The sequence below is a fragment of the Vibrio sp. 1580 genome (assembly GCF_033340055.1).
Genome location: NZ_JAWOVT010000005.1, coordinates 168,189 through 190,876, shown reverse-complemented (window position 1 = coordinate 190,876; position 22,688 = coordinate 168,189). Strand labels below are relative to the sequence as shown.

Annotated in this window: 18 protein-coding genes and 2 tRNA genes; 7 read left to right on the top strand and 13 right to left on the bottom strand. The window is 44.7% G+C overall.

What is annotated here, in order from left to right; genetic code table 11:
• Positions 1-4 precede the first annotated feature (4 nt).
• From R7093_RS10135 to rlmE, 7 genes are all read right to left on the bottom strand, one after another.
• Positions 5-81 (bottom strand) — tRNA-Met (locus R7093_RS10135).
• A gap of 56 nt (positions 82-137) precedes the next feature.
• Positions 138-221, bottom strand: a tRNA-Leu gene (locus R7093_RS10130).
• Positions 222-237: 16 nt separating this feature from the next.
• The gene (gene secG / locus R7093_RS10125; protein ID WP_005380080.1) at positions 238-576 is read right to left on the bottom strand and encodes a preprotein translocase subunit SecG; all 339 of its coding nucleotides are present in this window, start codon (positions 574-576) and stop codon (positions 238-240) included.
• A 220-nt stretch (positions 577-796) separates the two neighbouring features.
• Positions 797-2,137 (bottom strand): phosphoglucosamine mutase, encoded by a 1,341-nt coding sequence (gene glmM / locus R7093_RS10120; protein WP_005388992.1) that lies wholly within the window; start codon positions 2,135-2,137, stop codon positions 797-799.
• 19 nt (positions 2,138-2,156) lie between these two features.
• On the bottom strand, positions 2,157-2,987 hold the full coding sequence (folP, locus tag R7093_RS10115; protein ID WP_017820419.1) for a dihydropteroate synthase: 831 nt from the start codon (positions 2,985-2,987) through the stop codon (positions 2,157-2,159).
• A gap of 52 nt (positions 2,988-3,039) precedes the next feature.
• Positions 3,040-5,013, bottom strand: a complete 1,974-nt coding sequence (ftsH, locus tag R7093_RS10110) for an ATP-dependent zinc metalloprotease FtsH (protein ID WP_017635895.1) — start codon at positions 5,011-5,013, stop codon at positions 3,040-3,042.
• A 108-nt stretch (positions 5,014-5,121) separates the two neighbouring features.
• A complete protein-coding gene (gene rlmE, locus R7093_RS10105; protein ID WP_005388985.1) occupies positions 5,122-5,751 on the bottom strand; it encodes a 23S rRNA (uridine(2552)-2'-O)-methyltransferase RlmE in 630 nt (209 codons plus the stop codon).
• 138 nt (positions 5,752-5,889) lie between these two features.
• Between rlmE and yhbY the strand changes: the two genes are divergently transcribed.
• Entirely contained in the window at positions 5,890-6,186 is a 297-nt protein-coding gene (gene yhbY / locus R7093_RS10100; RefSeq protein ID WP_005380066.1) for a ribosome assembly RNA-binding protein YhbY, read from the top strand.
• A gap of 84 nt (positions 6,187-6,270) precedes the next feature.
• Here yhbY and greA read toward each other — a convergent pair whose 3' ends face one another.
• The gene (gene greA, locus R7093_RS10095; protein ID WP_005380065.1) at positions 6,271-6,744 is read right to left on the bottom strand and encodes a transcription elongation factor GreA; all 474 of its coding nucleotides are present in this window, start codon (positions 6,742-6,744) and stop codon (positions 6,271-6,273) included.
• A gap of 545 nt (positions 6,745-7,289) precedes the next feature.
• On the opposite strand from greA, the gene R7093_RS10090 reads away from it, so the two are divergent.
• Both R7093_RS10090 and dacB read left to right on the top strand, forming a co-directional pair.
• Complete coding sequence (locus R7093_RS10090; protein WP_005386521.1) at positions 7,290-8,312, top strand: porin; 1,023 nt, start codon at positions 7,290-7,292, stop codon at positions 8,310-8,312.
• Positions 8,313-8,498: 186 nt separating this feature from the next.
• Positions 8,499-9,920: a serine-type D-Ala-D-Ala carboxypeptidase gene (dacB, locus tag R7093_RS10085; RefSeq protein WP_047102636.1), complete on the top strand. Its 1,422-nt coding sequence runs from the start codon at positions 8,499-8,501 to the stop codon at positions 9,918-9,920.
• Here dacB and R7093_RS10080 read toward each other — a convergent pair.
• Together R7093_RS10080 and tyrS are read right to left on the bottom strand one after the other, a co-directional pair.
• On the bottom strand, positions 9,899-10,744 hold the full coding sequence (locus R7093_RS10080; RefSeq protein ID WP_047102637.1) for a magnesium transporter: 846 nt from the start codon (positions 10,742-10,744) through the stop codon (positions 9,899-9,901). The genes dacB and R7093_RS10080 overlap by 22 nt on opposite strands.
• Before the next feature lie 418 nt (positions 10,745-11,162).
• The gene (gene tyrS / locus R7093_RS10075; protein ID WP_017820416.1) at positions 11,163-12,350 is read right to left on the bottom strand and encodes a tyrosine--tRNA ligase; all 1,188 of its coding nucleotides are present in this window, start codon (positions 12,348-12,350) and stop codon (positions 11,163-11,165) included.
• Between the two features lie 130 nt (positions 12,351-12,480).
• On the opposite strand from tyrS, the gene R7093_RS10070 reads away from it, so the two are divergent.
• A complete protein-coding gene (locus tag R7093_RS10070; protein ID WP_033905576.1) occupies positions 12,481-13,773 on the top strand; it encodes a peptidoglycan DD-metalloendopeptidase family protein in 1,293 nt (430 codons plus the stop codon).
• Between the two features lie 65 nt (positions 13,774-13,838).
• Here the strand turns inward: R7093_RS10070 and vmeK are convergent, their stop codons facing one another.
• From vmeK to erpA, 3 genes are all read right to left on the bottom strand, one after another.
• Entirely contained in the window at positions 13,839-16,943 is a 3,105-nt protein-coding gene (gene vmeK / locus R7093_RS10065; RefSeq protein WP_047102638.1) for a multidrug efflux RND transporter permease subunit VmeK, read from the bottom strand.
• Positions 16,944-16,952: 9 nt separating this feature from the next.
• Positions 16,953-18,068, bottom strand: a complete 1,116-nt coding sequence (locus R7093_RS10060) for an efflux RND transporter periplasmic adaptor subunit (protein ID WP_047102639.1) — start codon at positions 18,066-18,068, stop codon at positions 16,953-16,955.
• A 105-nt stretch (positions 18,069-18,173) separates the two neighbouring features.
• Positions 18,174-18,515, bottom strand: coding sequence for an iron-sulfur cluster insertion protein ErpA (gene erpA / locus R7093_RS10055; RefSeq protein ID WP_005380031.1), 342 nt, complete (start codon positions 18,513-18,515; stop codon positions 18,174-18,176).
• Between the two features lie 246 nt (positions 18,516-18,761).
• On the opposite strand from erpA, the gene hemL reads away from it, so the two are divergent.
• The 3 genes from hemL (at position 18,762) to rsmC (ending at position 22,590) form a co-directional block, all read left to right on the top strand.
• Positions 18,762-20,057, top strand: a complete 1,296-nt coding sequence (gene hemL / locus R7093_RS10050; RefSeq protein WP_005380032.1) for a glutamate-1-semialdehyde 2,1-aminomutase — start codon at positions 18,762-18,764, stop codon at positions 20,055-20,057.
• A 345-nt stretch (positions 20,058-20,402) separates the two neighbouring features.
• Entirely contained in the window at positions 20,403-21,488 is a 1,086-nt protein-coding gene (locus R7093_RS10045; RefSeq protein ID WP_005386541.1) for an AI-2E family transporter, read from the top strand.
• Between the two features lie 76 nt (positions 21,489-21,564).
• Positions 21,565-22,590: a 16S rRNA (guanine(1207)-N(2))-methyltransferase RsmC gene (rsmC, locus tag R7093_RS10040; protein WP_005386543.1), complete on the top strand. Its 1,026-nt coding sequence runs from the start codon at positions 21,565-21,567 to the stop codon at positions 22,588-22,590.
• Positions 22,591-22,688 lie beyond the last annotated feature (98 nt).

Genomic DNA, 22,688 nt, shown 5'->3' with positions numbered 1-22,688 from the left:
AGATTGGTTGCGGGGGCCGGATTTGAACCGACGACCTTCGGGTTATGAGCCCGACGAGCTACCAAGCTGCTCCACCCCGCGTCCGACTTGCTGAGCATTATACTCGCAAACAAGTGATTTACAAGTTTGTAAATACATGGTGCCGAGAGAGGGACTCGAACCCTCACACCTAAGGCACTAGCACCTCATGCTAGCGTGTCTACCAATTTCACCATCTCGGCATCAAAACCTTACAGCTTATTGAGGAATTTCATCACCCGCAGGGGCAGGAACTTCACTCGCTGCGTCCTTAACTTGTTCAACAACTGGTTGACCTAACGTTGGGTCTACCCATTGTGATTCAGTCTGGTGCGTAGACATACGACCAAGTAACAAGCTAACGATAAAGAATACGGTTGCTAAAATAGCAGTTGTTCGGGTTAAGAAATTACCTGAGCCGCCAGCACCAAACACTGTGTTTGAAGCACCAGCACCGAACGAGGCTCCCATATCTGCGCCTTTACCTTGTTGAATCAACACAAGGCCAATCACACCAAGCGCTGCCAACAGGTAAATCACAAGTAGAACTGAAAACATTTTTTCCACCTATGTTCCAAATTGTTGAGCCAGCGCCGTTCAAAAGAACAAATCATAATGAACAAGGCTAGCGACCTCCTAACGGGAGGCGGAGCAATACTAGCGAAAGCCAGTAACGCTGACAAGGGAAAATTAGTAAAAAATCAATGCCAATGCGTTAAGCGCTCAAAAAAAGGGCAAAAGATGCCCTTTTCATTCAAGACATGCTTTAACGCAATGATTAACAACTTGCTTTAACAGCCTCAGCGATTTTCAATGCTGAGTGTTGAACTAGTTCACCATCTTCGCCTTCCACCATAACGCGGATCAAAGGCTCAGTGCCAGACTTACGCAGCAGTACACGCCCTTTATCACCAAGTGTCGCCTCTACTTCAGCGACAGCGTTTAATACAGCTGTAGCTTCAAGAGGGTTACTTTCTCCTGAGAAACGGACATTTTCTAAAACCTGAGGATATAATGTCATTCCTTGCGATAGTTCATATAAAGACATATCGCTGCCAATTACAGAAGCAAGTACTTGAAGTGCAGCAACAATCGCATCGCCGGTTGTGACTTTATCTAATAAGATCACATGGCCTGAGTTTTCAGCACCAATTTTCCAACCTTTTTCTAGCAGTTGCTCCATGACATAACGGTCACCAACAGCAGCACGTACAAACGGAATGCCTAGCTGCTTTAAACCATTTTCCATACCCAAGTTAGTCATTAGTGTACCAACAACACCACCCTTTAGCTCACCACGACGAAGTGCATCACGAGCGATGATATAAGCAATTTGGTCACCATCAACTTTGTTACCTAGGTGGTCGACCATAATGATGCGGTCACCATCACCATCAAATGCGAGACCAAGATGCGCTTGCTCTTCAACAACACGCTGTTGAAGAGCTCGTACGTCTGTTGCGCCCACTTTTTCATTAATGTTGATGCCGTTAGGCTCTACGCCCATAGCGATAACTTCTGCCCCAAGTTCTTTGAAAACATTTGGAGCGATGTGGTACGTTGCACCGTGCGCACAGTCTACTACGATCTTAAAGTTCGCAAGGCTCAGCTCAGATGGGAAAGTACTCTTACAGAATTCGATGTAACGACCAGCTGCATCATTTAGGCGGGTTGCTTTACCAAGCTCAGCAGACTCCACACATTCAATTTCTTTATCTAACTCAGCTTCGATCGCCAATTCGATATCGTCAGGTAGCTTAGTACCCTCAGAAGAAAAGAATTTAATGCCGTTGTCGTAATATGGGTTATGTGATGCAGAAATCACAATACCAGCCTCGGCACGGAAAGTCTGAGTTAAATATGCCACAGCTGGAGTTGGCATGGGACCAGTAAATGTTGCTTTAAGTCCCGCAGCTGCAAGGCCAGCCTCTAGTGCAGATTCAAGCATATAACCTGAAATACGTGTATCTTTACCTATGATAACTTTCTTTGTGCCTTGTTTCGCTAGTACACGACCAGCAGCCCAGCCAAGCTTAAGTACGAAGTCTGGAGTGATTGGGTATTGTCCTACTTTACCGCGCACACCGTCAGTACCAAAGTAACGTCTTTCATTCGACATAAACTTTCCTTTATTATTTTTAAATATTGTTTTTCGTCATCTCAACAACTTTCATCGCTTCGATTGTCTCTTCAAAGTCATGCACGCGAATGATCTGCGCGCCTTTCATCGCGGCAATCGTAGCACAAACGACACTTGCGTTCGTACACTCTGCCGCTGGCTTGTCTAACAGTTTGAAGATCATGGATTTACGAGACATGCCAGCCAAAATAGGCAGGCCGAATTCATGAAACTTTTCAAGATGAGCAAGCATATGATAATTGTGTTCGATTGTTTTGCCAAAGCCAAACCCAGGATCGAGAATCAGTTGAGATTTATCAATCCCTGCTGCTTCACACGCCGCGATACGCTCTTCTAGAAAAGCCGACACGTCCCCCATTAAATCATCATAATGAGGGTCAACTTGCATGGTCCTAGGCTGACCTTTCATATGCATCAGACAAATTGGAAGGTTTGCTTCTGCTGCGACTTCCAGAGCACCTGGCTCTTGCAGCGAGCGGATGTCATTGATCAAATCAGCCCCAGCATCAATTGCTTGACGCATCACTTCTGCTTTACTGGTGTCAACGGAAATCCACACATCATACTTTTCACGAATGGCTTTGATTACTGGGACAACACGCCTAAGCTCTTCTTCCAAAGACACATCCGGTGCACCAGGTCTTGTCGATTCACCACCAACATCAACAATACTTACACCAGCCTTTATCATTTTATCAACTTGAGCAAGAGCAAGTTCAATTGAGTTGTATTTACCGCCATCCGAAAAGGAATCCGGTGTCACATTTAGAATGGCCATGACATGTGGACGCGAAAGGTCCAAAGATTTGTTATTTGCTGTAATCATCATCATAAACACAAAAACCCCGAGATAACTCGGGGTTTAATATTATCGATACTCTTTATTCAGAGTCTTTCTTTTCAGGCGCTTCGTTAGAAGTTGTTTCAGAAGAGCTAGGCTGTTCTGCATCTTTCGCAGTCTCCGTTGCTTCTTCTTTAACTTCTTGCTTTGCTTGAGGCTTGTCGCTGTCTTCTGGTTTGCTTGCTGAGTTATCACTCCAGCCCGCAGGCTCACGAATTTCAGCTTTGCGCTCCATTAAGTCATCAATCTGGCGAGCATCAATGGTTTCATACTTCATCAGCGCATCTTTCATCGCATGCATGATATCCATGTTCTCTTGAAGAATCTTCTTCGCACGATCGTAGTTGCGGTCAATGATCTGACGAACTTCGTCATCAATCAACTTCGCTGTATCGTCAGACACATGTTTAGTCTGAGTTACACTACGTCCTAAGAACACTTCGCCTTCATCTTCTGCATACAGCAGAGGGCCAAGCTTTTCAGAGAAACCCCATTGAGTAACCATCTTACGAGCAATATCTGTTGCGCGCTCGATATCATTAGAAGCACCGGTTGATACTTTGTCAGCACCGTAGATAAGTTCTTCTGCTAAACGACCACCGTACAAGCTAGAAATCATTGATTCTAGGTGTTGGCGAGACATACTCACGCGGTCCTGCTCTGGAAGGTACATTGTTACACCCAACGCACGACCACGTGGAATGATAGACACTTTGTACACTGGATCGTGTTCAGGAACCAAGCGACCAACAATCGCGTGACCCGCTTCGTGGTATGCGGTTGACTCTTTAACTTCCTCAGACATCACCATTGAACGGCGCTCAGCACCCATCATGATTTTGTCTTTCGCCAGTTCAAACTCAACCATAGAAACGTTGCGCTTGTTACCGCGCGCAGCAAACAGGGCTGCTTCGTTAACTAAGTTTGCTAGGTCAGCACCAGAGAAGCCTGGAGTACCACGCGCGATGAGAGAAGGCTCCACATCACCCGCTAGAGGGACCTTACGCATGTGAACTTTTAGGATCTGTTCACGGCCACGTACATCTGGAAGACCAACTACCACTTGGCGGTCAAAACGACCAGGACGCAGTAACGCAGGGTCCAACACATCAGGACGGTTAGTCGCAGCGATAACGATAATACCTTCGTTACCTTCGAAACCATCCATCTCAACGAGCATTTGGTTTAGTGTTTGTTCACGTTCATCATGACCACCACCAACACCTGCGCCACGTTGACGACCTACCGCATCGATCTCATCGATAAAGATGATACAAGGTGCGGCTTTCTTTGCTTGTTCAAACATGTCACGCACACGAGATGCACCAACACCAACGAACATCTCTACGAAATCAGAACCAGAGATAGTAAAGAATGGTACTTTCGCCTCACCGGCAATGGCTTTCGCTAGAAGCGTTTTACCCGTACCAGGAGGACCAACCATTAGAACACCCGTTGGAATCTTACCGCCCAGTTTTTGGAAGCGGCTTGGATCGCGTAGGTAGTCCACCAGTTCTTTCACGTCTTCTTTTGCTTCGTCACAACCAGCAACGTCAGCAAAAGTTGTCTTGATTTGTTCTTCGCTCATCATTCGAGCTTTGCTCTTACCAAAAGACATGGCGCCTTTACCACCGCCGCCTTGCATTTGACGCATGAAGAAAATCCATACACCAATCAGTAAGATCATTGGGAACCAAGAGATGAAGATAGTACCAAGCAAGCTTTGCTCTTCTGGAGGCGTGCCTTGTACTTTCACGTTTTGGTTAATTAGGTCATCTAGAAGCTTTTGGTCATACACTGGCATGTAAGTGACCATTTTGGCACCGCCGCCACGACGAACAAAGCTAATTTCACCGTCTTTAAAAGTTGCTTCTTGAATCTGGCCTTGGCCAACTTCCTGTACAAACGTGGTGTAATCCACGGTTCTGCCATTGCTTTCTCCAGGGCCAAAGCTCTGGAATACCGACATCAATACGACGGCGATAACAAGCCACAGAATTAAATTTTTTGCCATGTCACTCAAGGTGTAAGCCTCTCGATAACTAATTGTAATTAAAGGTAGGGTACTACAGTTCATTAACTGTAGCTATAGTGTTAACACGCTCTCAAGAGAGCAAAATGGTTAACCTTTGTAACCAGTGGCTACGACGAAGACCTCTCGAGAGCGAGCTCGCGATGAGTCTGGTTTTCTAATTTTTACGGCTTTAAACATGTCTCGGACTTCTTTCACATACTGATCGAAGCCTTCCCCTTGGAAAACCTTTACGACAAAGCTACCATTAGGCGCTAGAACTTGTCGACACATATCTAAAGCTAATTCAACTAAATACATAGCGCGAGGTTGATCAACAGAATTGTTTCCCGCGATGTTAGGCGCCATATCAGACATTACTACGTCTACCATGGAAGGTTGGATCCTTTCTAGCAAAGCTTCCAATACCGCATCATCACGAAAGTCGCCTTGTAAAAAGCTAACGCCAGCAATCGGGTCCATAGGAAGCAAGTCACACGCAATGATCTGACCACTGTCCCCTACTATCTTAGCAGCATATTGAGACCATCCGCCCGGCGCGGCCCCCAAGTCGACGACTGTCATTCCAGGCTTTAACAATTTATCTTTCGTTTGAATCTCATCGATCTTGAAATAAGCACGTGAGCGGTAGCCTTTTTTTCGGGCTTCATTCGCGTATTTATCATCAAAGTGTTCTTTCAACCAACGACCAGAACTAGCCGAATGTTTTTGTTTACTCATTTTAATCCCAACAAGGCACAAATTGGAGCTATTGTTTTAATAGGCGCTACCTATTACTCAATAAATTATAGTCTTCAGCAATAGATGGCGTTAAAATAGCTTTTTTCAACCCTTATTTTAAAGAAAATTGGCCGCGTAATGAACCTAAGCACCAAACAAAAGCAGCACCTTAAAGGCCTAGCTCACAGTTTAAAACCTGTTGTGCTAATGGGCGCAAATGGACTTACAGAAGCCGTGCTAGCAGAAATTGAAATCGCTCTTAACCATCACGAACTTATCAAAGTAAAAGTTGCTTCGGAAGATCGTGAAACAAAACAGCTAATCATCGACGCTATCGTACGTGAGACGGGCGCTGAAAAAGTTCAGACTATTGGTAAAGTGCTTGTGCTATACCGCCAGTCTGAAGAGCGTAAAATCGAAATCCCTCGTAAGTAACTCTACTTACGTTGCTGAAGAAAAAAGGTCGCCTGAGGCGACCTTTTTGCGTTTTATCAGAGTAGTAATGCTACTCCAAACGACTTAGATATATTCTACTCGGTCAATTTCGAAGTCTTTCGCGCCACCCGGAGTTTGAATAGCAACTTCATCGCCTTCCATCTTACCAATCAGGCCACGAGCAATAGGTGAGCTCACTGAAATGCGACCTGCTTTGATATCGGCTTCGTCATCACCAACGATTTGGTACGTTTTTTCTTCTTCGGTGTCGATATCAATCAAGGTTACGGTTGAACCAAAAATCACTTTACCCGTGTTCTCCATCTTCGTTACATCAATAACTTGAGCAACTGACAGTTTGTATTCAATGTCACGGATTTGTGCTTCACAAATGCCCTGCTCTTCACGAGCGGCGTGATATTCAGCATTCTCTTTTAAATCACCTAGCTCACGAGCTTCAGCAATTGCCTCTGAGATCTGAGGACGTAGTTTAAGTAGACGATCGAGTTCTGCACGTAGCTTTTGCTCGCCACGTAGTGTCATTGGAACTTTTTCCATTTTATAACCTCAAGCCCAAATGGGTCTTTGGACAAAAAAAGCCCACCCTGTCATAGGACTGGGTAGTGCGCTTAAAGATGTATTTCGTTTAGTGTAAACAAACTCCCGGACGAAATCATCTTAATTCGAAAGGCAGCAAGACTATGCCTTTTCGGCATAATCATATAACTCACTTTTAGAGCGGTTCTAGGGCGAATCACCTTCTCAATTTATTGAAAAACAACACTGTTCATTACACCAAAAACCTCAAAAAAGATAAAAACTAATCAATGTCAGGTCAATGTCATTGCCAATAATTTCAATAAAAAACAGTAATTTAAATAAAAACAACGCACAATTGAACAGTGTTCATCAGTGAGATTTATATCATTTTACTAACTCATACGGAAACTTTAGCAGTAAAACATGTCCAGCGAGTTGTTAGATCAATGGCTTACAAGTGCGAACTATATCGCTCAATTAGCCAATTTTGGACCAACAACTTGTGAGAGATCACCTCTCCCCCATACAACAATGATTATGGACAGCTAACTAGGACAAATAAGATGAAAAAGACTCTAATTGCTCTTTCTGTATCTGCAGCAGCTATGGCAACTGGCGTAAACGCAGCTGAACTTTACAACCAAGACGGTACTTCTCTAGAAATGGGCGGCCGTGCTGAAGCACGTCTATCTATGAAAGATGGCGACGCTCAAGACAAATCTCGCATCCGTCTAAACTTCCTTGGTAAACAAGAAATCAATGACAACCTATACGGTGTTGGTTTCTGGGAAGGTGAATTTGAGACTGCTCAAAACGGTACTGTAGACGGCGACGACAAGAGCGATCTAGAAACTCGTCTTGCTTACGCTGGTCTTGGCGGTGCTTACGGTGAGTTCGCATACGGTAAAACTGAAGGTGCACTAGGCGTTATCACTGACTTCACAGATATCATGGCTTACCACGGTAACTCTGCAGCAGACAAACTAGCTGTATCAGACCGTACAGACAACATGATGGCTTACAAAGGCCAGTTTGAAAACCTAAGCGTAAAAGCAAGCTACCGCTTCGCTGATCGTATGGAAAACGAAAACACTGGTGAGTACTACGACAACAAACAAGACGGTTACTCTCTATCTGCAATCTACGCTCTAGCTGACACTGGTCTTGAGCTAGGTGCTGGTTACGCAGATCAAGACAAAGCTAACGAGTACATGCTAGCTGCATCTTACACAATGTCTGATCTTTACTTCGCTGGTGTATTCACTGACGGCGAGAAAATGGAAGATTCAAACAACAGTAACACAGTTGATTACACTGGTTACGAGCTAGCGGGTGCTTACACTCTAGGCCAAACAGTATTTACAACATCATACAACAATGCAGAAACTAACAACGAAACTTCTGCAAACAACTTTGCTGTTGATGCTTCTTACTACTTCAAGCCTAACTTCCGTGGTTACATTTCTTACAACTTCAACCTGATTGATGCAGGTGACAAGTTTGGTTCAACTGACACTAGCAAAACAGTTGCAACTAAGATCGATGCTGAAGACGAGCTAGCTCTAGGTCTACGTTACGACTTCTAATTCCGGTCTTTGACTAGAATATCGAATGCCCGCTTTAAGCGGGCATTTTTTATACTTCATTTTAAGCAGCGCGCCTTTCTCTCGTGTCTCATTCATGAAGACATTTGAAGCATTTCTTTAGTTACCTAGCATATTGAAAGGACTTGCGTATACTCAATCACATAACTCACCTTAGAAAGTATCATTATGCGTTTACGTTGGCCCTTGCTCATATTCTCTTCATTACTTTCTGCTTTTTCACAAGCGTACCCTCATCAAGAGGTGTTGCCTGAAGGCGCCCGCATCAGTTTAGTTGCGGAAAAACTCAGTGAAAATGCTGAGCTTGACGGTGTTCATCCTACCGAACAACTGTTCCCACCAGCGAGTACATTAAAAATCGTCACCGCATTAGCCGCGAAGTTAGAACTGGGTGATAACTTCCGGTTTCGAACCAAGCTGGAAACATCGAACTCAGATGCAGTGATTTACTTTGTCGGCGACCCAACACTCCAAACCAACGACTTAAAATCAATCCTCACTCTAGCTAAGAAAAATGGCTTAAAACGGATTAACGGTGACCTATGGCTCGATAACAGCGCATTCACTGGTTATAACCGTGCGGTGGGCTGGCCGTGGGATATCTTGGGAGTTTGCTACAGCGCTCCGGCATCGACCATCACACTCAATAACAACTGTGTACAAGCCTCTATCTATACACAAAAAGATGGTGGAACGCGGGTCTACGTACCAGAGCATCAACCTATTCGTGTCACAAGTACCGTAGAAACAGTTTCTAAAACCATTAAGAAAAGTCGTCATTGTGACTTAGGTTTAGTTGCAAATCCCGATAACAACTACAAGCTAACAGGGTGCTTGGTTGAAAGAGACAAACCATTGCCACTGAAATTTGCGGTTCAAGACCCTGAGCGTTACACCAGTCAAAGGTTGGCGACTTTGCTCAAGGAGCTCAACATTGGGGTATCAGGAAAGATTAGGGTCGGTACGGCGCCAGAAAAGCAGCGAAAGCTCATCGCAATGCATCAATCAAAGGCCTTACCAGACATTCTTGAAGATATGCTCAAAAACTCTGACAACTTGATTGCCGACACATTAACCAAAACACTTGGTGCTAAATTTTTCGTTCAGCCAGGCAGTTTTACTAACGGTACAGAAGCGATCAAGCAGATCATTTTCGCCAACACTGGTATTGATATTCGTAATGCGCGCCTAGAAGACGGCTCAGGACTTTCGCGAAATAACCGGTTCTCCGCGACCAAGATGGCTGAAATGCTGCGCTATATTTGGAAGCATGAAAACGAACTCAAATTGATTGCCATCATGCCGAAATCAGGTGAATCCGGCACATTAAAGTACCGACAAAGTATGCGAAAACTTCCAATTAAAGGACAGCTGATCGCGAAAAGTGGCTCTATCTACGGGACTTACAATATGGCTGGATATGGCTTGGATAAAAATGGTCAACCTAACACCATTTTTGTTCAGTTTGTTTCAGACTACTTCCCAGAAAAACGGGACGACAACACACCTGTCATCGCCCCGATTACACATTTTGAGCAGCTTTTTTACAATGACATTGTGAACTTTAGTCAGGTAATACCTAAGAAATAGTTCACCACGTTAAAGTAAATCCACATTCCTGAAATATCGACGATAGACGCAAGAACTGGACTCACCAATACGGCTGGGTCCAACTTGCAAGCTCGTGCAATAATTGGCAACAGCCCGCCCAATGTTGTAGAAATGGTGACTTGAATGAACAGCGCAACTGCTATTGCCAGTGCGATATCGGTCAGTTCAAAGCCTCCTGTTGATTGTCCTGCACTAAATAACATAATGCGTCCAATCATCACGATAGCGATCGCTAGCGCAATAAATAGAGCGACTCGGCTCTCTTTCCACAAAACTTCTAACCATTGGCGTTTTTTTAACTCTCCAGTAGCAAGAGCACGAATTACCAAAGTTGCTGCTTGTGTTCCTGTGTTACCACCAGCAGCTGCAATCACTGGCATGTACACTGCAAGTAAAACAAGCTGACTAAGGGTGTCCTCATACTGAGCGATGATCAAGCCTGACACTATCCCTAAAAGAGCCAGTGCAATGATCCACCCAATACGCTGCTTCACGTGCCCCAAAACACTAGTCGATAAATAACCATCAGGTGTATCAACTTCAGACATATGCAGACCTAATTGGTGAGCATAATGACGTGCGCGTTTGTCATGGCCTGCTTGCTCAAGTTGAGCAATAAGACTATTCACATAGCCGACAGAGCAATGCTGTAAAATACCTACAGCCTCATCAATCGGCATAACCGTAAGCAAATGGACTTGTTGCTCTTGCTCGTACTGCAAGAATGCATTGCGAGCTGCACCAATTTCTACTTCAGAAAAGTTTGGTGTTGTTTCAATAAAAGTGTTGTTCATTACCGTCATGGCGAATCTCCCGATTGGCATTGGTAACGACCATCGACAAAGCATGAAAAGCCACTCTTGCACGCTAAAAGTCAGACAACAAATAAGATGCACAGAGAAAACCAATGCGAATGCACTGTCTATTCAGAATGTATGAAGGAAATAACGAGAAGAAAATTAGAAAAGATGCCTCACCACTTAGGTAAGGCGGAGATCGCCAATACCGAAGCGGGTTATTTCGCTCCCTTAATCTTACTCACCCAACGACTGGGAGGATGGTCGGTATTGTTCATGTAAATCTCCGATAGCGCTGCCATTATTGGCAGCGCAAGTATAGTAGCAAAGTTCATCAGGTATGGAAGTTTTACTTTGCCGTTTTTGCTAAATTTTCATACAAAAAAAGCGCCCTTCGGACGCTTTCATTTGCAGTCATTATGGATTACTGAATAGTAATACGAGCAAATTTACGTTTGCCTACTTGGAACACGTAAGTACCCGCTTCTGGAGCAAATTTGCTGTCCGCAATTTTTTCACCATCAATCTTCACAGCGCCCTGCTTAACCATGCGCATCGCATCTGACGATGATGGACATAAACCTGCTTCTTTCAACAGATTACTCACTGGGCGACCTGCGTCAAAGTCAAACTCTGGCATTTCATCAGGAATTTGGTTCTTCGCAAAACGGTTTACGAATTCTTGCTCTGCTGCATCGGCATCGGCTTCACTGTGGAAACGAGCAATAATTTCTTTTGCTAGCAATACTTTGATGTCACGAGGGTTTTTGCCCGCTTCTACATCAGCTTTGAATTGAGCAATCTCTTCCAGAGGACGGAAAGAAAGCAGCTCGTAGTAGCTCCACATTAAGTCATCAGAAATAGACATGATTTTACCAAACATTTCGCTTGGCGCTTCGCTGATACCGATGTAGTTGTTTGCTGACTTAGACATCTTCTTCTCGCCATCAAGGCCCACTAGAAGCGGCATCATCAGTACAACCTGAGGTTTTTGACCGTGAGACTTTTGCAGTTCACGACCCATTAGAAGGTTGAACTTCTGGTCTGTACCACCTAATTCAACATCCGTTTCCATTGCTACTGAGTCCCAACCTTGTAGAAGTGGGTACATGAACTCATGAATAGCAATTGGCTGACCACCCGCGTAACGCTTTTTAAAGTCGTCACGCTCTAGCATACGAGCAACGGTTTGGTTTGCCGCAAGGCGAATCATACCTTCTGCGCCCAATTCAGACAGCCACTCAGAGTTAAACTGAATTTTAGTCTTTGCAGGATCGAGAATTTTGAACACTTGCTCTTTGTACGTTTCAGCGTTACGCAATACGTCTTCACGACTTAGCGGTGGACGAGTTGTGTTTTTACCTGTTGGGTCACCAACCATTGCAGTGAAGTCACCGATTAGGAACGTCACTTCATGACCTAGTTCTTGGAACAAGCGAAGCTTATTGAAAATAACCGTATGGCCTAGGTGAATGTCAGGTGCTGTTGGATCAGCGCCCAATTTAATACGTAGAGGACGGTCTTCTTTTAGTTTTGCGATTAGCTCTTCTTCTGGAATCAGCTCTTCAACACCGCGCTTAATCTCGGCTAGTGCAGCTTCAATGCTCGCCATTCTTGTTCACTCCCACAGATTTGGCAAAAATATAATAGCTGAACATATTACTTGAATAGCGATGCATTTTGAAACACGTTAGACTAGGTAGTTGTCACTTTTTCCGTTTAATTTAGCAATCAAGTACCTCATGCATTCGATTTTTGTCCGACTTCCACTCTTGCACAAAGTATTGATCGGTTTTTTTAGTGCGCTGATTATCTTCGCGCTCTTCTTTTTACCTGATCCGCAAGACCTAGACCCGCAGCAGAGCCGATTAAAAGTTGGTCAACATTATCCTGTTCCAGTTTCCCTCGAACTCAGTGCACTAAATAGTTCATCGCCTGCGGTTCCCGCCGTGCTGCGCTGGGAGACATACAAGGTAAAAAATGGCGAGAGTGCTGCCATCTTATTTAGTCGCGTAGGGCTTTCTGCTCGTCTATTACATGAACTGGTCTCATCAGACAAAGAAGTGGAAAAACAGTTAACTCGGCTTCGACCTGGTGACCGATTGCAATTTGGTTTTGACGAAAATAACGACTTGGTGCAGCTAAGAAGAACACTAAGCGCGTTCGAGACTTTTCGTATCACATTAAAAGACGGCAAGTACGTTTCTGAAGTTGATAAAAAAGAAGTCGACTTCCAGTACAACTACGCTGAAGCCACCATCAAATCAAACTTTTGGAATGCAGGAATATCTTCTGGATTAAATGGTAACCAAATCATGGAACTGGCTGGCATATTTGGTTGGGACATCGACTTTGCTTTAGATATTCGTAAAAACGACAGCTTCCGAGTACTTTACCAAGAGGAAGTGGTAGAAGGAGAAGTAATCGGCCGTGGAAAAATCATTGCTGCGATCTTTAAAAACCAAGGCGATACCTTTACCGCAATATTGGATCAGAAAAGTGGCAAGTATTACGACGAAAATGGGCGTGCAATGAAAAAAGCATTCTTACGCGCGCCGTTGGATTTCCGTCGAGTTTCGTCTAACTTCAACCCACGCCGCTTACATCCAGTGACGGGACGCGTTCGTCCTCATAGAGGCACGGACTATGCAGCACCAGTGGGCACCCCGATTTGGGCGGCTGGTGATGGTGTTGTTCAAAAATCGTCTTACAACAAATTTAATGGTAACTACGTTTTCATTAAACATAGTAATACTTACATTACCAAGTACCTGCACTTAACCAAACGTACTGTACGAGCTGGTCAACGCGTTAAGCAAGGCCAAACCATCGGTACGCTTGGCGGAACTGGCCGTGTAACTGGCCCTCACCTGCACTATGAGTTCCTTGTGAATGGTGTCCATAAAAACCCGCGCACGGTGAATTTGCCACAATCTAAATCCCTGACAGGAAAAGCGAGACAAACTTTCATGGCAAACGCGAAAGTTAGCATGGACAAGCTTGAACGCTACAGCAAACTGCTAGCAATGAAGTAAGGCAAGGTATTGAAAAGGGCAGCTTCGCTGCCCTTTTTGTTTTGTCGATATCATCACGATAAAGCTTACTGTTCGGAGTGATGCTCTCTCCCGAGCATAAGCAAACACGGTGTCAGAACTAACGTTAGCAAAGTCGCAAACGCCAAACCACCCGCGACAGCGGTCGCAAGCTGAGACCACCATTGAGTGCTTGGTGCGCCAAACTCCACTTTCTGATTAACTAAGTCGATGTTCATTTCTAACACCATTGGCAATAAGCCTAATATGGTGGTCACCGTCGTAAGTAAAACGGGTCTTAAACGCTGCACACCCGTACGCAAAATAGCCTCAGATTTTTCTAAGCCACGTTTACGCATCTGATTATAAGTATCGATTAAAACAATATTGTTGTTTACCACGATACCAGCCAACGCAATCACTCCAATTCCCGACATAATGATGCCAAATGGCTTTTGGAAAATAAGTAACCCAGCGAAGACACCAACAGTAGAAAACAGCACTGCGCTAAGGATTAAGAAAGCTTGATAAAAGCTATTAAACTGCGTAATTAAAATCAAAGCCATCACACCAAGCGCGACAATAAAAGCATTTTGCAAGAATGCTGATGAGTTTTCCTGCTCTTCATTTTGACCCCGAATCTTATATTCAATGCCTTCCGGTAAGTCGAGCTGTTCCATTCCAGCGGCAATCTTAGGTAACTCAAGCGCCAAATTGTAACCTTCCACCATATCCGCTTTAATATTGATAACTCGATGACCGTCGACCCGACGAATAGTGTCTTGCTTATGATCTGGTTTGATTTGAGCAAAATTCGTAATCGGTACCAGACCAGCTGTCGTTTTCACTCTCAGTTGATCAAATCGACCTATGTCGCGCTTATCTTGCGGATAGCGCACCAAAATATCGACTTCTTCATCCGCATCATCAGGCAAATAATCGCCTATTTTCAAGCCGTTCGTAACAAACTGGACGGTATTCCCGACTAAGGTAGCATCCGCTGCAAAGCGAGAAGCGTCATCTCGCTGGATATCAATTTGCCAATCAATCCCTTCCTTATTAGTGGTATCACTCAAGTTGGTCAGTGCAGGATTACCATCAGCCCAATGTCGTACTTTTTTGGCCGCTTCATCTAACGCACTAACACTCAAGTTTCGTGATGATACTTCAATCACGAGATCATGCTCGACAGGCGGTCCTGCGTCCGGGAATTTATACTCAAGTTCAACACCATAAAAGCGGTCTGTCGTCTCTTTTAGTTCCTCAATAATGGTTTTCACTTTGCGTCGATATTGCCAATCCACAGGCGTTATTTGAATCTGGCCAATCTCATCCCCATTATCGCTCGATCCTGTGCGCGTGTAGACACTTTCAAACTCGTCATGACCGAGCATCACCTTCTCGATTTCGCGCATAACAACATCTTTTTCGTGAATAGACAAGTCACCATAAGAACGAACTTTAACGGTAAAAAAGGCAGGGTCCACTTCAGGGAAAAACTCTGCACCCAAGCCAGCTTTGTTGTAAGTGAAGCCGACACCTGCCGCTAGCAGTATCGCGCTGAGTAAGACCTTCCATGGATGACGAATCGCTACCGACAGAGTCTGGTAATAAAGCTTGGTAATGCCTGTCGCTTTTTCAAAGTTGCCGTTATGCAGTTCCACCATTTCTCGCTGAGCTTTCTGATTGACTACTTGAGGCTTGCCAATGAGCCCACCGATGACAGGAACGAACAGTAAAGCCATCATCAGTGAAGCGGCCAAGGTAGCAATTAAAGTAAGTGGTAAGTACTTCATGAACTCACCAGTAATGTCTGGCCAGAAAAGTAACGGAGCAAACGCAGCCAATGTGGTTGCTGTGGATGCGGTAATAGGCCAGGCCATTCGCTTTGCTGCATCTCGATAGGCTTCTTTACGTGGCGTTCCTTCTTGCATGCGCCGATCTGCAAACTCTGTCACCACAATGGCACCATCCACCAACATGCCTACTGCCATAATTAAAGCAAACAGTACGACGATATTGACCGTCAGCCCAAATACCGATAACACCAACAACCCAGTCAAGAACGATCCTGGAATAGAAATCCCCACGAGAAGCGCGGTCCTAACCCCCAATATGGCAATAATGACGATAACTACGAGGATAATTGCGGATAAGATATTGTTTTGTAGATCACTGAGCATCAATTTGACATCGTCGGATTGATCCCAAGTGTATTTAACTTGCAAATTGTCGGGCCACTCGGCACGCTTCTGTCCCTGAGCCAGTACTTCTTTTACCAGCTCAACCGTTTCAATAATGTTTTCCCCTGCCCGTTTTTTTACATCCAAAACGATGGCAGATTCGCCATCTAAACGAGCAAAACTTTCAGGATCGCGAAATGCACGTCGTACTGTCGCCACATCGCCAAAAGTGATCACCTCTTTGCCATTCACCTTGATCGGTAGTTCAAGCACATCTTTCAGTGAATCAAAAACCGATGGGACTTTTACCGAAAAGCGTCCATACCCAGTATCGACAAACCCCGCTGCCACAACTCGGTTATTCAAGGCAATTAAATTATAGATATCCGCTTGATCGAGACCGTAGCTTTCCATCAATAGCGGATCGACAACTATCTCCACGATGTCTTCGCGATCTCCTGCGATTTCAACCTCAAGAACCTGACGGAAACTTTCCAAACGATCACGTAACGTTCTGGCAATCTGAACAATGGTTCGCTCTGGTACGGTGCCATAGAGCACAACGGTCAAAACAGGCTCTTCAGATGCAAACGTGACTTCATTTACCGTTGGCTCATCACTGTCCTCTGGTAATTTTGGCTTTGCAAGATCAACCGCATCACGCACATCTGCCATCGCTTTATCAAGATCCACTCCAACACTAAATTCCAGCGTCACCGAAGCATGACCTTCTGATGCCACAGAGGTCATCTCTTTTACGCCTTCAATAGAGCGCAACTCTTGCTCTATTGGCCGAACTAATAAACGTTCGGCATCGACGGGAGAAATGCCTTGATGCCCAACAGAAACGTAGATAATAGGAATGGTAATATCTGGGCTCGATTCCTTGGGGATAGTGACGTAAGTAATGACACCGGCAATTAAGATCATCACCAGTAATGTCAGCATAGTGCGAGCGCGGGATAACGCAGCATCAATCAGAGTGTACATAAGTGCTCCTTACTGCTCACTAGCCGCTTCAACAACTACGTCATCAACTTTATTGGCCAGTACTTGATCACCATCTCGCACAAAACCTTGTCCCAGCACGATAATGTCTGCACGCTCTCCTAACCCAGAGAGCCACACACCGTCATCCTCGGCCTTAACGAGTTGAATTGGAACAAACTCAACATACTCATTACGCAGTGTCTTGACACCTAAGTTACCTTCTTCATCTAGTGCTAACATGGCAGCCGTAATCTTTACTGCCAACACTTCACTCAAAGGCAGCTGTACTTCTGCGCTCATACCGGCAGGAATTCTTGCGTCTTGATTATCAATTTCGATTTCAATTGGAAATGTATTAGTAGAAGCAGAAGAAACACGTCCAATGTAGCGCACACGACCTTGATGATGCTGTTGGTTAATGGTTCTTACGTCGGCTTCTAGGCCTTCCTTAAGGTATTGTATATGCCGTTCACTGACATCGGCTTCAATCACTAAAGTATCCAAATCAATGACCGTCGCAATAGGATCGCCAATCCCGACAAAATCACCTAACTCAACAAAGTGGTGATCTACGATGCCATCAAATGGCGCTTTAACCTCAGTATTTCTTAAAGCCGTTTGCACGTTACTCAAATTCGCACGTGCATCTACCAACGCTGCTTGCGCTGTCGCAAATGCAACCTCACCTTGCAATCCACGACTTTTTAGCGATTTAGCTGCATTAAACTCTTTCTCTTTAACCAACAGCATCGCCTGGGCCCGTTTAAGTTGAATGCCAAGGTCGCGCTTATCGATGTTTGCGATCACTTGTCCCTGTTTGACCGCTTGGCCTTTCTTTATGTTAAGACTGACTATTTTACCGGCAACTTCGGCGCCAAGACGCGCTTGACGATTGGGCGCTGTTCGTCCATACAATTCAATGGTTTTACTGGTAGGTTCGGCAAGAAAAGTATCAAACATCACCTTTGCAAGTGGTGTCGTGTTCGTGGATGTTGAAGAGTTAGAATGATCATCTTGTGCTTTGAGTTGGCCGATGGTTAGCCATGCAACAAGAAGTAAGACGAGGATAAGAGATACTAGCCAAGGGCGCTCGACAATTCGGCGTCCAAAAGAAAGTCCAGACATATAAAGTCCTTTTTATTATTTCTCTGCATATCTGCGAGCGTGTGCTTTACGTGACATCCTTCTACATAAAGCACAGGCAGCCATTAGCTGCCTGTTAGGTGTTAATTACACACTGAACGATGCACCACAACCACATGTTGTCGTTGCATTTGGATTATTTACGAAGAAGCGCGCTCCTTCCAACCCTTCTGTGTAGTCAACAATACCGCCAACGAGATATTGCAGACTCATAGGGTCTACAACCAGTGTTACACCACTGTTTACGATTGTCGTATCGCCTTCGTTTACATTTTCATCAAAAGTAAAGCCGTATTGGAAGCCGCTGCAGCCGCCGCCAGTAATGTATACGCGCAGTTTCAATGCTGGGTTTTCTTCTTCAGCAATCAATGCTTTAACGCGAGATGCTGCTGCGTCAGAAAAAGATAATGGTACGTTTACTTCGCTCACGAAGACCTCTCTCACTCGTGTAATGCGTCAAGCCTGAAGCAAGACGTCAAATTTGTGCTAATTGAGACGATTATCCAATACCTGACAAACTCGTTCAAGTATTCGCCGCCGATTCTTTATATCCGATGCGGATATATAAGATTACACTGCGAAACAACACATAAATTAAGCAAAACGTTTCTAACTTGATTATAGCTAGGTACAATGCGCTCCACTTGGTCCGAGCAATCAAAAGAGGATAACCCCATGACCAAATCATCAGAGCTGTATCAAAAAGCTCAGCAAACCATCCCTGGCGGTGTCAATTCACCAGTTCGTGCATTCAACGGCGTTGGCGGTTCTCCGCTATTTATCGAACGAGCAGACGGTCCACTGATTTTTGATGCCGATGGTAAAGCGTATATTGATTACGTTGGCTCTTGGGGTCCAATGATTCTTGGCCACAACCACGCGGTTATCCGCGAAGCAGTAATTGATGCAGCGCAACGCGGTCTCAGCTTCGGTGCGCCAACAGAACTTGAAATCGCGATGGCAGAATTAGTTTCTGAGCTTGTTCCATCAATGGAGCAAATCCGCATGGTAAGTTCTGGTACTGAAGCTACTATGAGCGCGATTCGCCTTGCACGTGGCTTCACCGGTCGCGACAAGATCATGAAATTTGAAGGTTGTTACCACGGCCACGCTGACAGCTTGCTAGTAAAAGCAGGTTCTGGTGCACTAACTCTAGGTCAACCAAGCTCTCCTGGCGTTCCTGCAGATTTTGCTAAGCACACGCTAACAGCAACATTCAACGACCTAGATTCTGTACGCGAGCTATTTGCTGCTAACAAAGGCGAAATTGCTTGTATCATCGTTGAGCCAGTAGCAGGCAACATGAACTGTATTCCACCAGTGGAAGGCTTCCACGAAGGGCTACGTGAAATCTGTGATCAAGAAGGCGCGCTACTAATTTTTGATGAAGTAATGACAGGCTTCCGTGTTGCTCTAGGCGGCGCGCAAGCACACTACAACATCAAACCCGACCTAACGACACTGGGTAAAGTGATTGGTGGCGGTATGCCAGTAGGTGCTTTCGGTGGCCGTAAAGAAGTCATGCAATACGTTGCACCTACAGGCCCTGTTTACCAAGCTGGTACCCTTTCCGGTAACCCTGTCGCAATGGCAGCAGGCTACGCATGTTTGAACCTTCTAAAAGAAGAAGGCAACGAAAAGCGCCTAGCTTCTAAAACGAAACAACTTGCTGAAGGTTTTAAGTCTCTAGCAGAAAAACACGGTATTCCGCTAGTTGTTAACCAAGTGGGCGGTATGTTCGGCTTCTTCTTCACTGACCAAGAAAAAGTAACTTGCTACGAAGACGTAACGAAGTGCGATGTAGAACGCTTCAAGCGTTTCTTCCACTTAATGCTAAAACACGGTGTCTACCTTGCACCATCTGCGTTTGAAGCGAGCTTTACTTCACTCGCTCATGGTTCAAAAGAGATTGATGCCACACTAGAAGCGGCTGACCGCTGTTTTGCTGTTCTTGCAGAAGAAGCGAAATAATCGCTAAAAACGGCGATAACGCATTTAGAAAAGGACCGTAACGGTCCTTTTTTATTGCCAATTCAAAATAACCAATATCGCTAATACCCCAACGACAATGCCAAACCACGGTATTCGCTTAGCTTTTTTCTCAGTTTGACACTTTTTATCACCGTTGCAACAACCCATAGCTCATCTCTTGATTGATAACCGACTGATTTGTAGTCATTATAGCAAGGTACATCGCCCTGCTCTAATTCGGCATTGTCATAAGCTTGAAAGAGTTAAGAGTGCAAAGTAATAAAGGTTACACGCCATCATTGAAGGCATAAACCGTAAACGTCACCTGTAAGTTGGACTAATACCATGCCAAATAATGTAAAAATAACGTCGAGTCACCGAGTACTAATGGTTGCTTTACTCGCCGCTGCTTTTGCTTGCTACTTATTGGTTGAGCCATATATCAATTCAATTGTGATGGCTTTTATCATTTCTTTGCTCATGTTTCCGATACACGAATGGTTTGAGCAGAAAATTCCCAAGCACCCCAATATGGCGGCACTGCTGTCATGTGTCGTCTTGACGTTTATTATTGTTATCCCGCTTTTATTTGTGTTTGCAGCCATTGTTCAGCAAGGCTCTGTTTTCTCACAAAATACATATAATTGGGTTACCAATGGTGGCATCCAAGATATATTCCAACATCCTTTCGTTATCAAAGGCTTAGCGATTGTTAATGAGTACTTACCTTTTGATAAAATCGAGCCCAAAGCCATTGCTGAGAAAATTGGTCAATTTGCTACATCGTTTGGCTCTAACTTAGTTGCTATCAGCGCAAAGATTTTAGGAGACGCAACCAACTTCCTAATGAACTTCTTCCTGATGCTGTTTGTGCTGTTTTTTCTGCTTCGTGACCACGACAAAATTATCTCTGCGATTCGTCATATCCTGCCACTCTCACGTAGCCAAGAAGACCGCATATTGACAGAGATAGAGCAAGTTTCTAAATCAGCCGTGATGGGCTCATTCATGACAGCGATTGCTCAAGGTTTGGCTGGCGGCATCGGTATGTGGCTAGCTGGCTTCCCTGGGCTATTTTGGGGAACGATGATGGGCTTTGCATCATTCATTCCAGTGGTAGGAACCGCGCTAATCTGGATTCCTGCAGCAGCGTACTTGTTCTTAACAGGCGATATGACTTGGGCTATCTTCTTGACGGTGTGGAGTGTAGTCGTCGTTGGCTCTATAGATAACCTATTGCGTCCGTTGCTAATGCAAGGCAGCGCCGGCATGAATACCCTTATGATTTTCTTCTCATTACTGGGTGGTCTGCATCTGTTTGGTTTGATTGGTCTTATCTACGGCCCACTTATTTTTGCCGTGACCATGGTACTGTTTAATATCTACGAGGAAGAATTCAAAGACTTCCTTAACCAACAAGACAACAGCTAGTCACCGCTTAATCACTTCAAGCTTGGGGCAGATTGTGCGAAAATCTGCCCCAAATTATTTCTGATGAACCAAATTTATGTCTGCTTATATCGCTCCTAGCCAAATAGCTCAGCGCCAACTTGAATACTTCAATGGAAAACACGTTTTAGTCGCTGGTGAAGTTGAAGACCTATTTCCTCTTGAGTTAGTGGCTCATTGTGAGTCTGTTGAAGTGTTTACTTCCAACTATAGCTACTACCGCCAAATTCAAACCTCTGACAAAGTGAAAAGTCATTTTGGCTCTGTGTTTGATGTTGAAACAAAAGCAGACATGGTCCTTTTATACTGGCCAAAAGCAAAAGCCGAAGCAGAATACTTGCTGGCGATGTTGATGGCGAAACTGGGCATTAACACCGAAATCGTCATCGTTGGTGAAAACCGCTCCGGCATCAAGAGCATCGAGAAGATGTTCCAAGAATACGGCCCTGTGAACAAGTACGACTCTGCTCGTCGCTGCTCATTTTACTGGGGTAATTGCCTCAATGAACCAAAACCTTTCAACCAAGCAGATTGGTTTAAGTCTTACACTGTTACACTCGGTGAGAAGTCGCTAGCGGTTAAGAGCCTACCTGGCGTATTCAGCCATGGCGAGTTCGACTTAGGTAGCCGATTGCTGCTTGAAACCTTACCTAAGCTGTCGGGCAAAGTGCTCGACTTTGGTTGTGGTGCAGGTGTGCTCGGTGCGTTTATGGCGAAAGCGAATCCAGAGATCGCGATTGAGATGTGTGACATTAATGCTTATGCGATCACTTCTAGCCAAGCCACATTAGAAGCGAATGGTTTATCCGGACGCGTATTTGCATCAGATATATACTCGGATACCGCAAAAGACTACCGCTTTATCGTCAGCAACCCGCCATTCCACAGTGGTCTAGACACAAATTACAACGCAGCGGAAACCTTGTTGGGTCAGGCACCACAATATCTAACCAAAGACGGCGAAATGGTGATTGTCGCGAATAGCTTCTTAAAATACCCACCAATTATCGAGCGGGCGTTTAATAATTGCGAGACGCTAAATAAGACCAATAAATTTTCTATCTACTACGCGAAAAAATCATAACTTCCCCCCGCGCAGGCACAAACCTGCGCGATTTTTTCTCATAAATTCAACACTCATAAGAAAAACTGCGTCACCCTGCACGCTTTACAACTAACTTT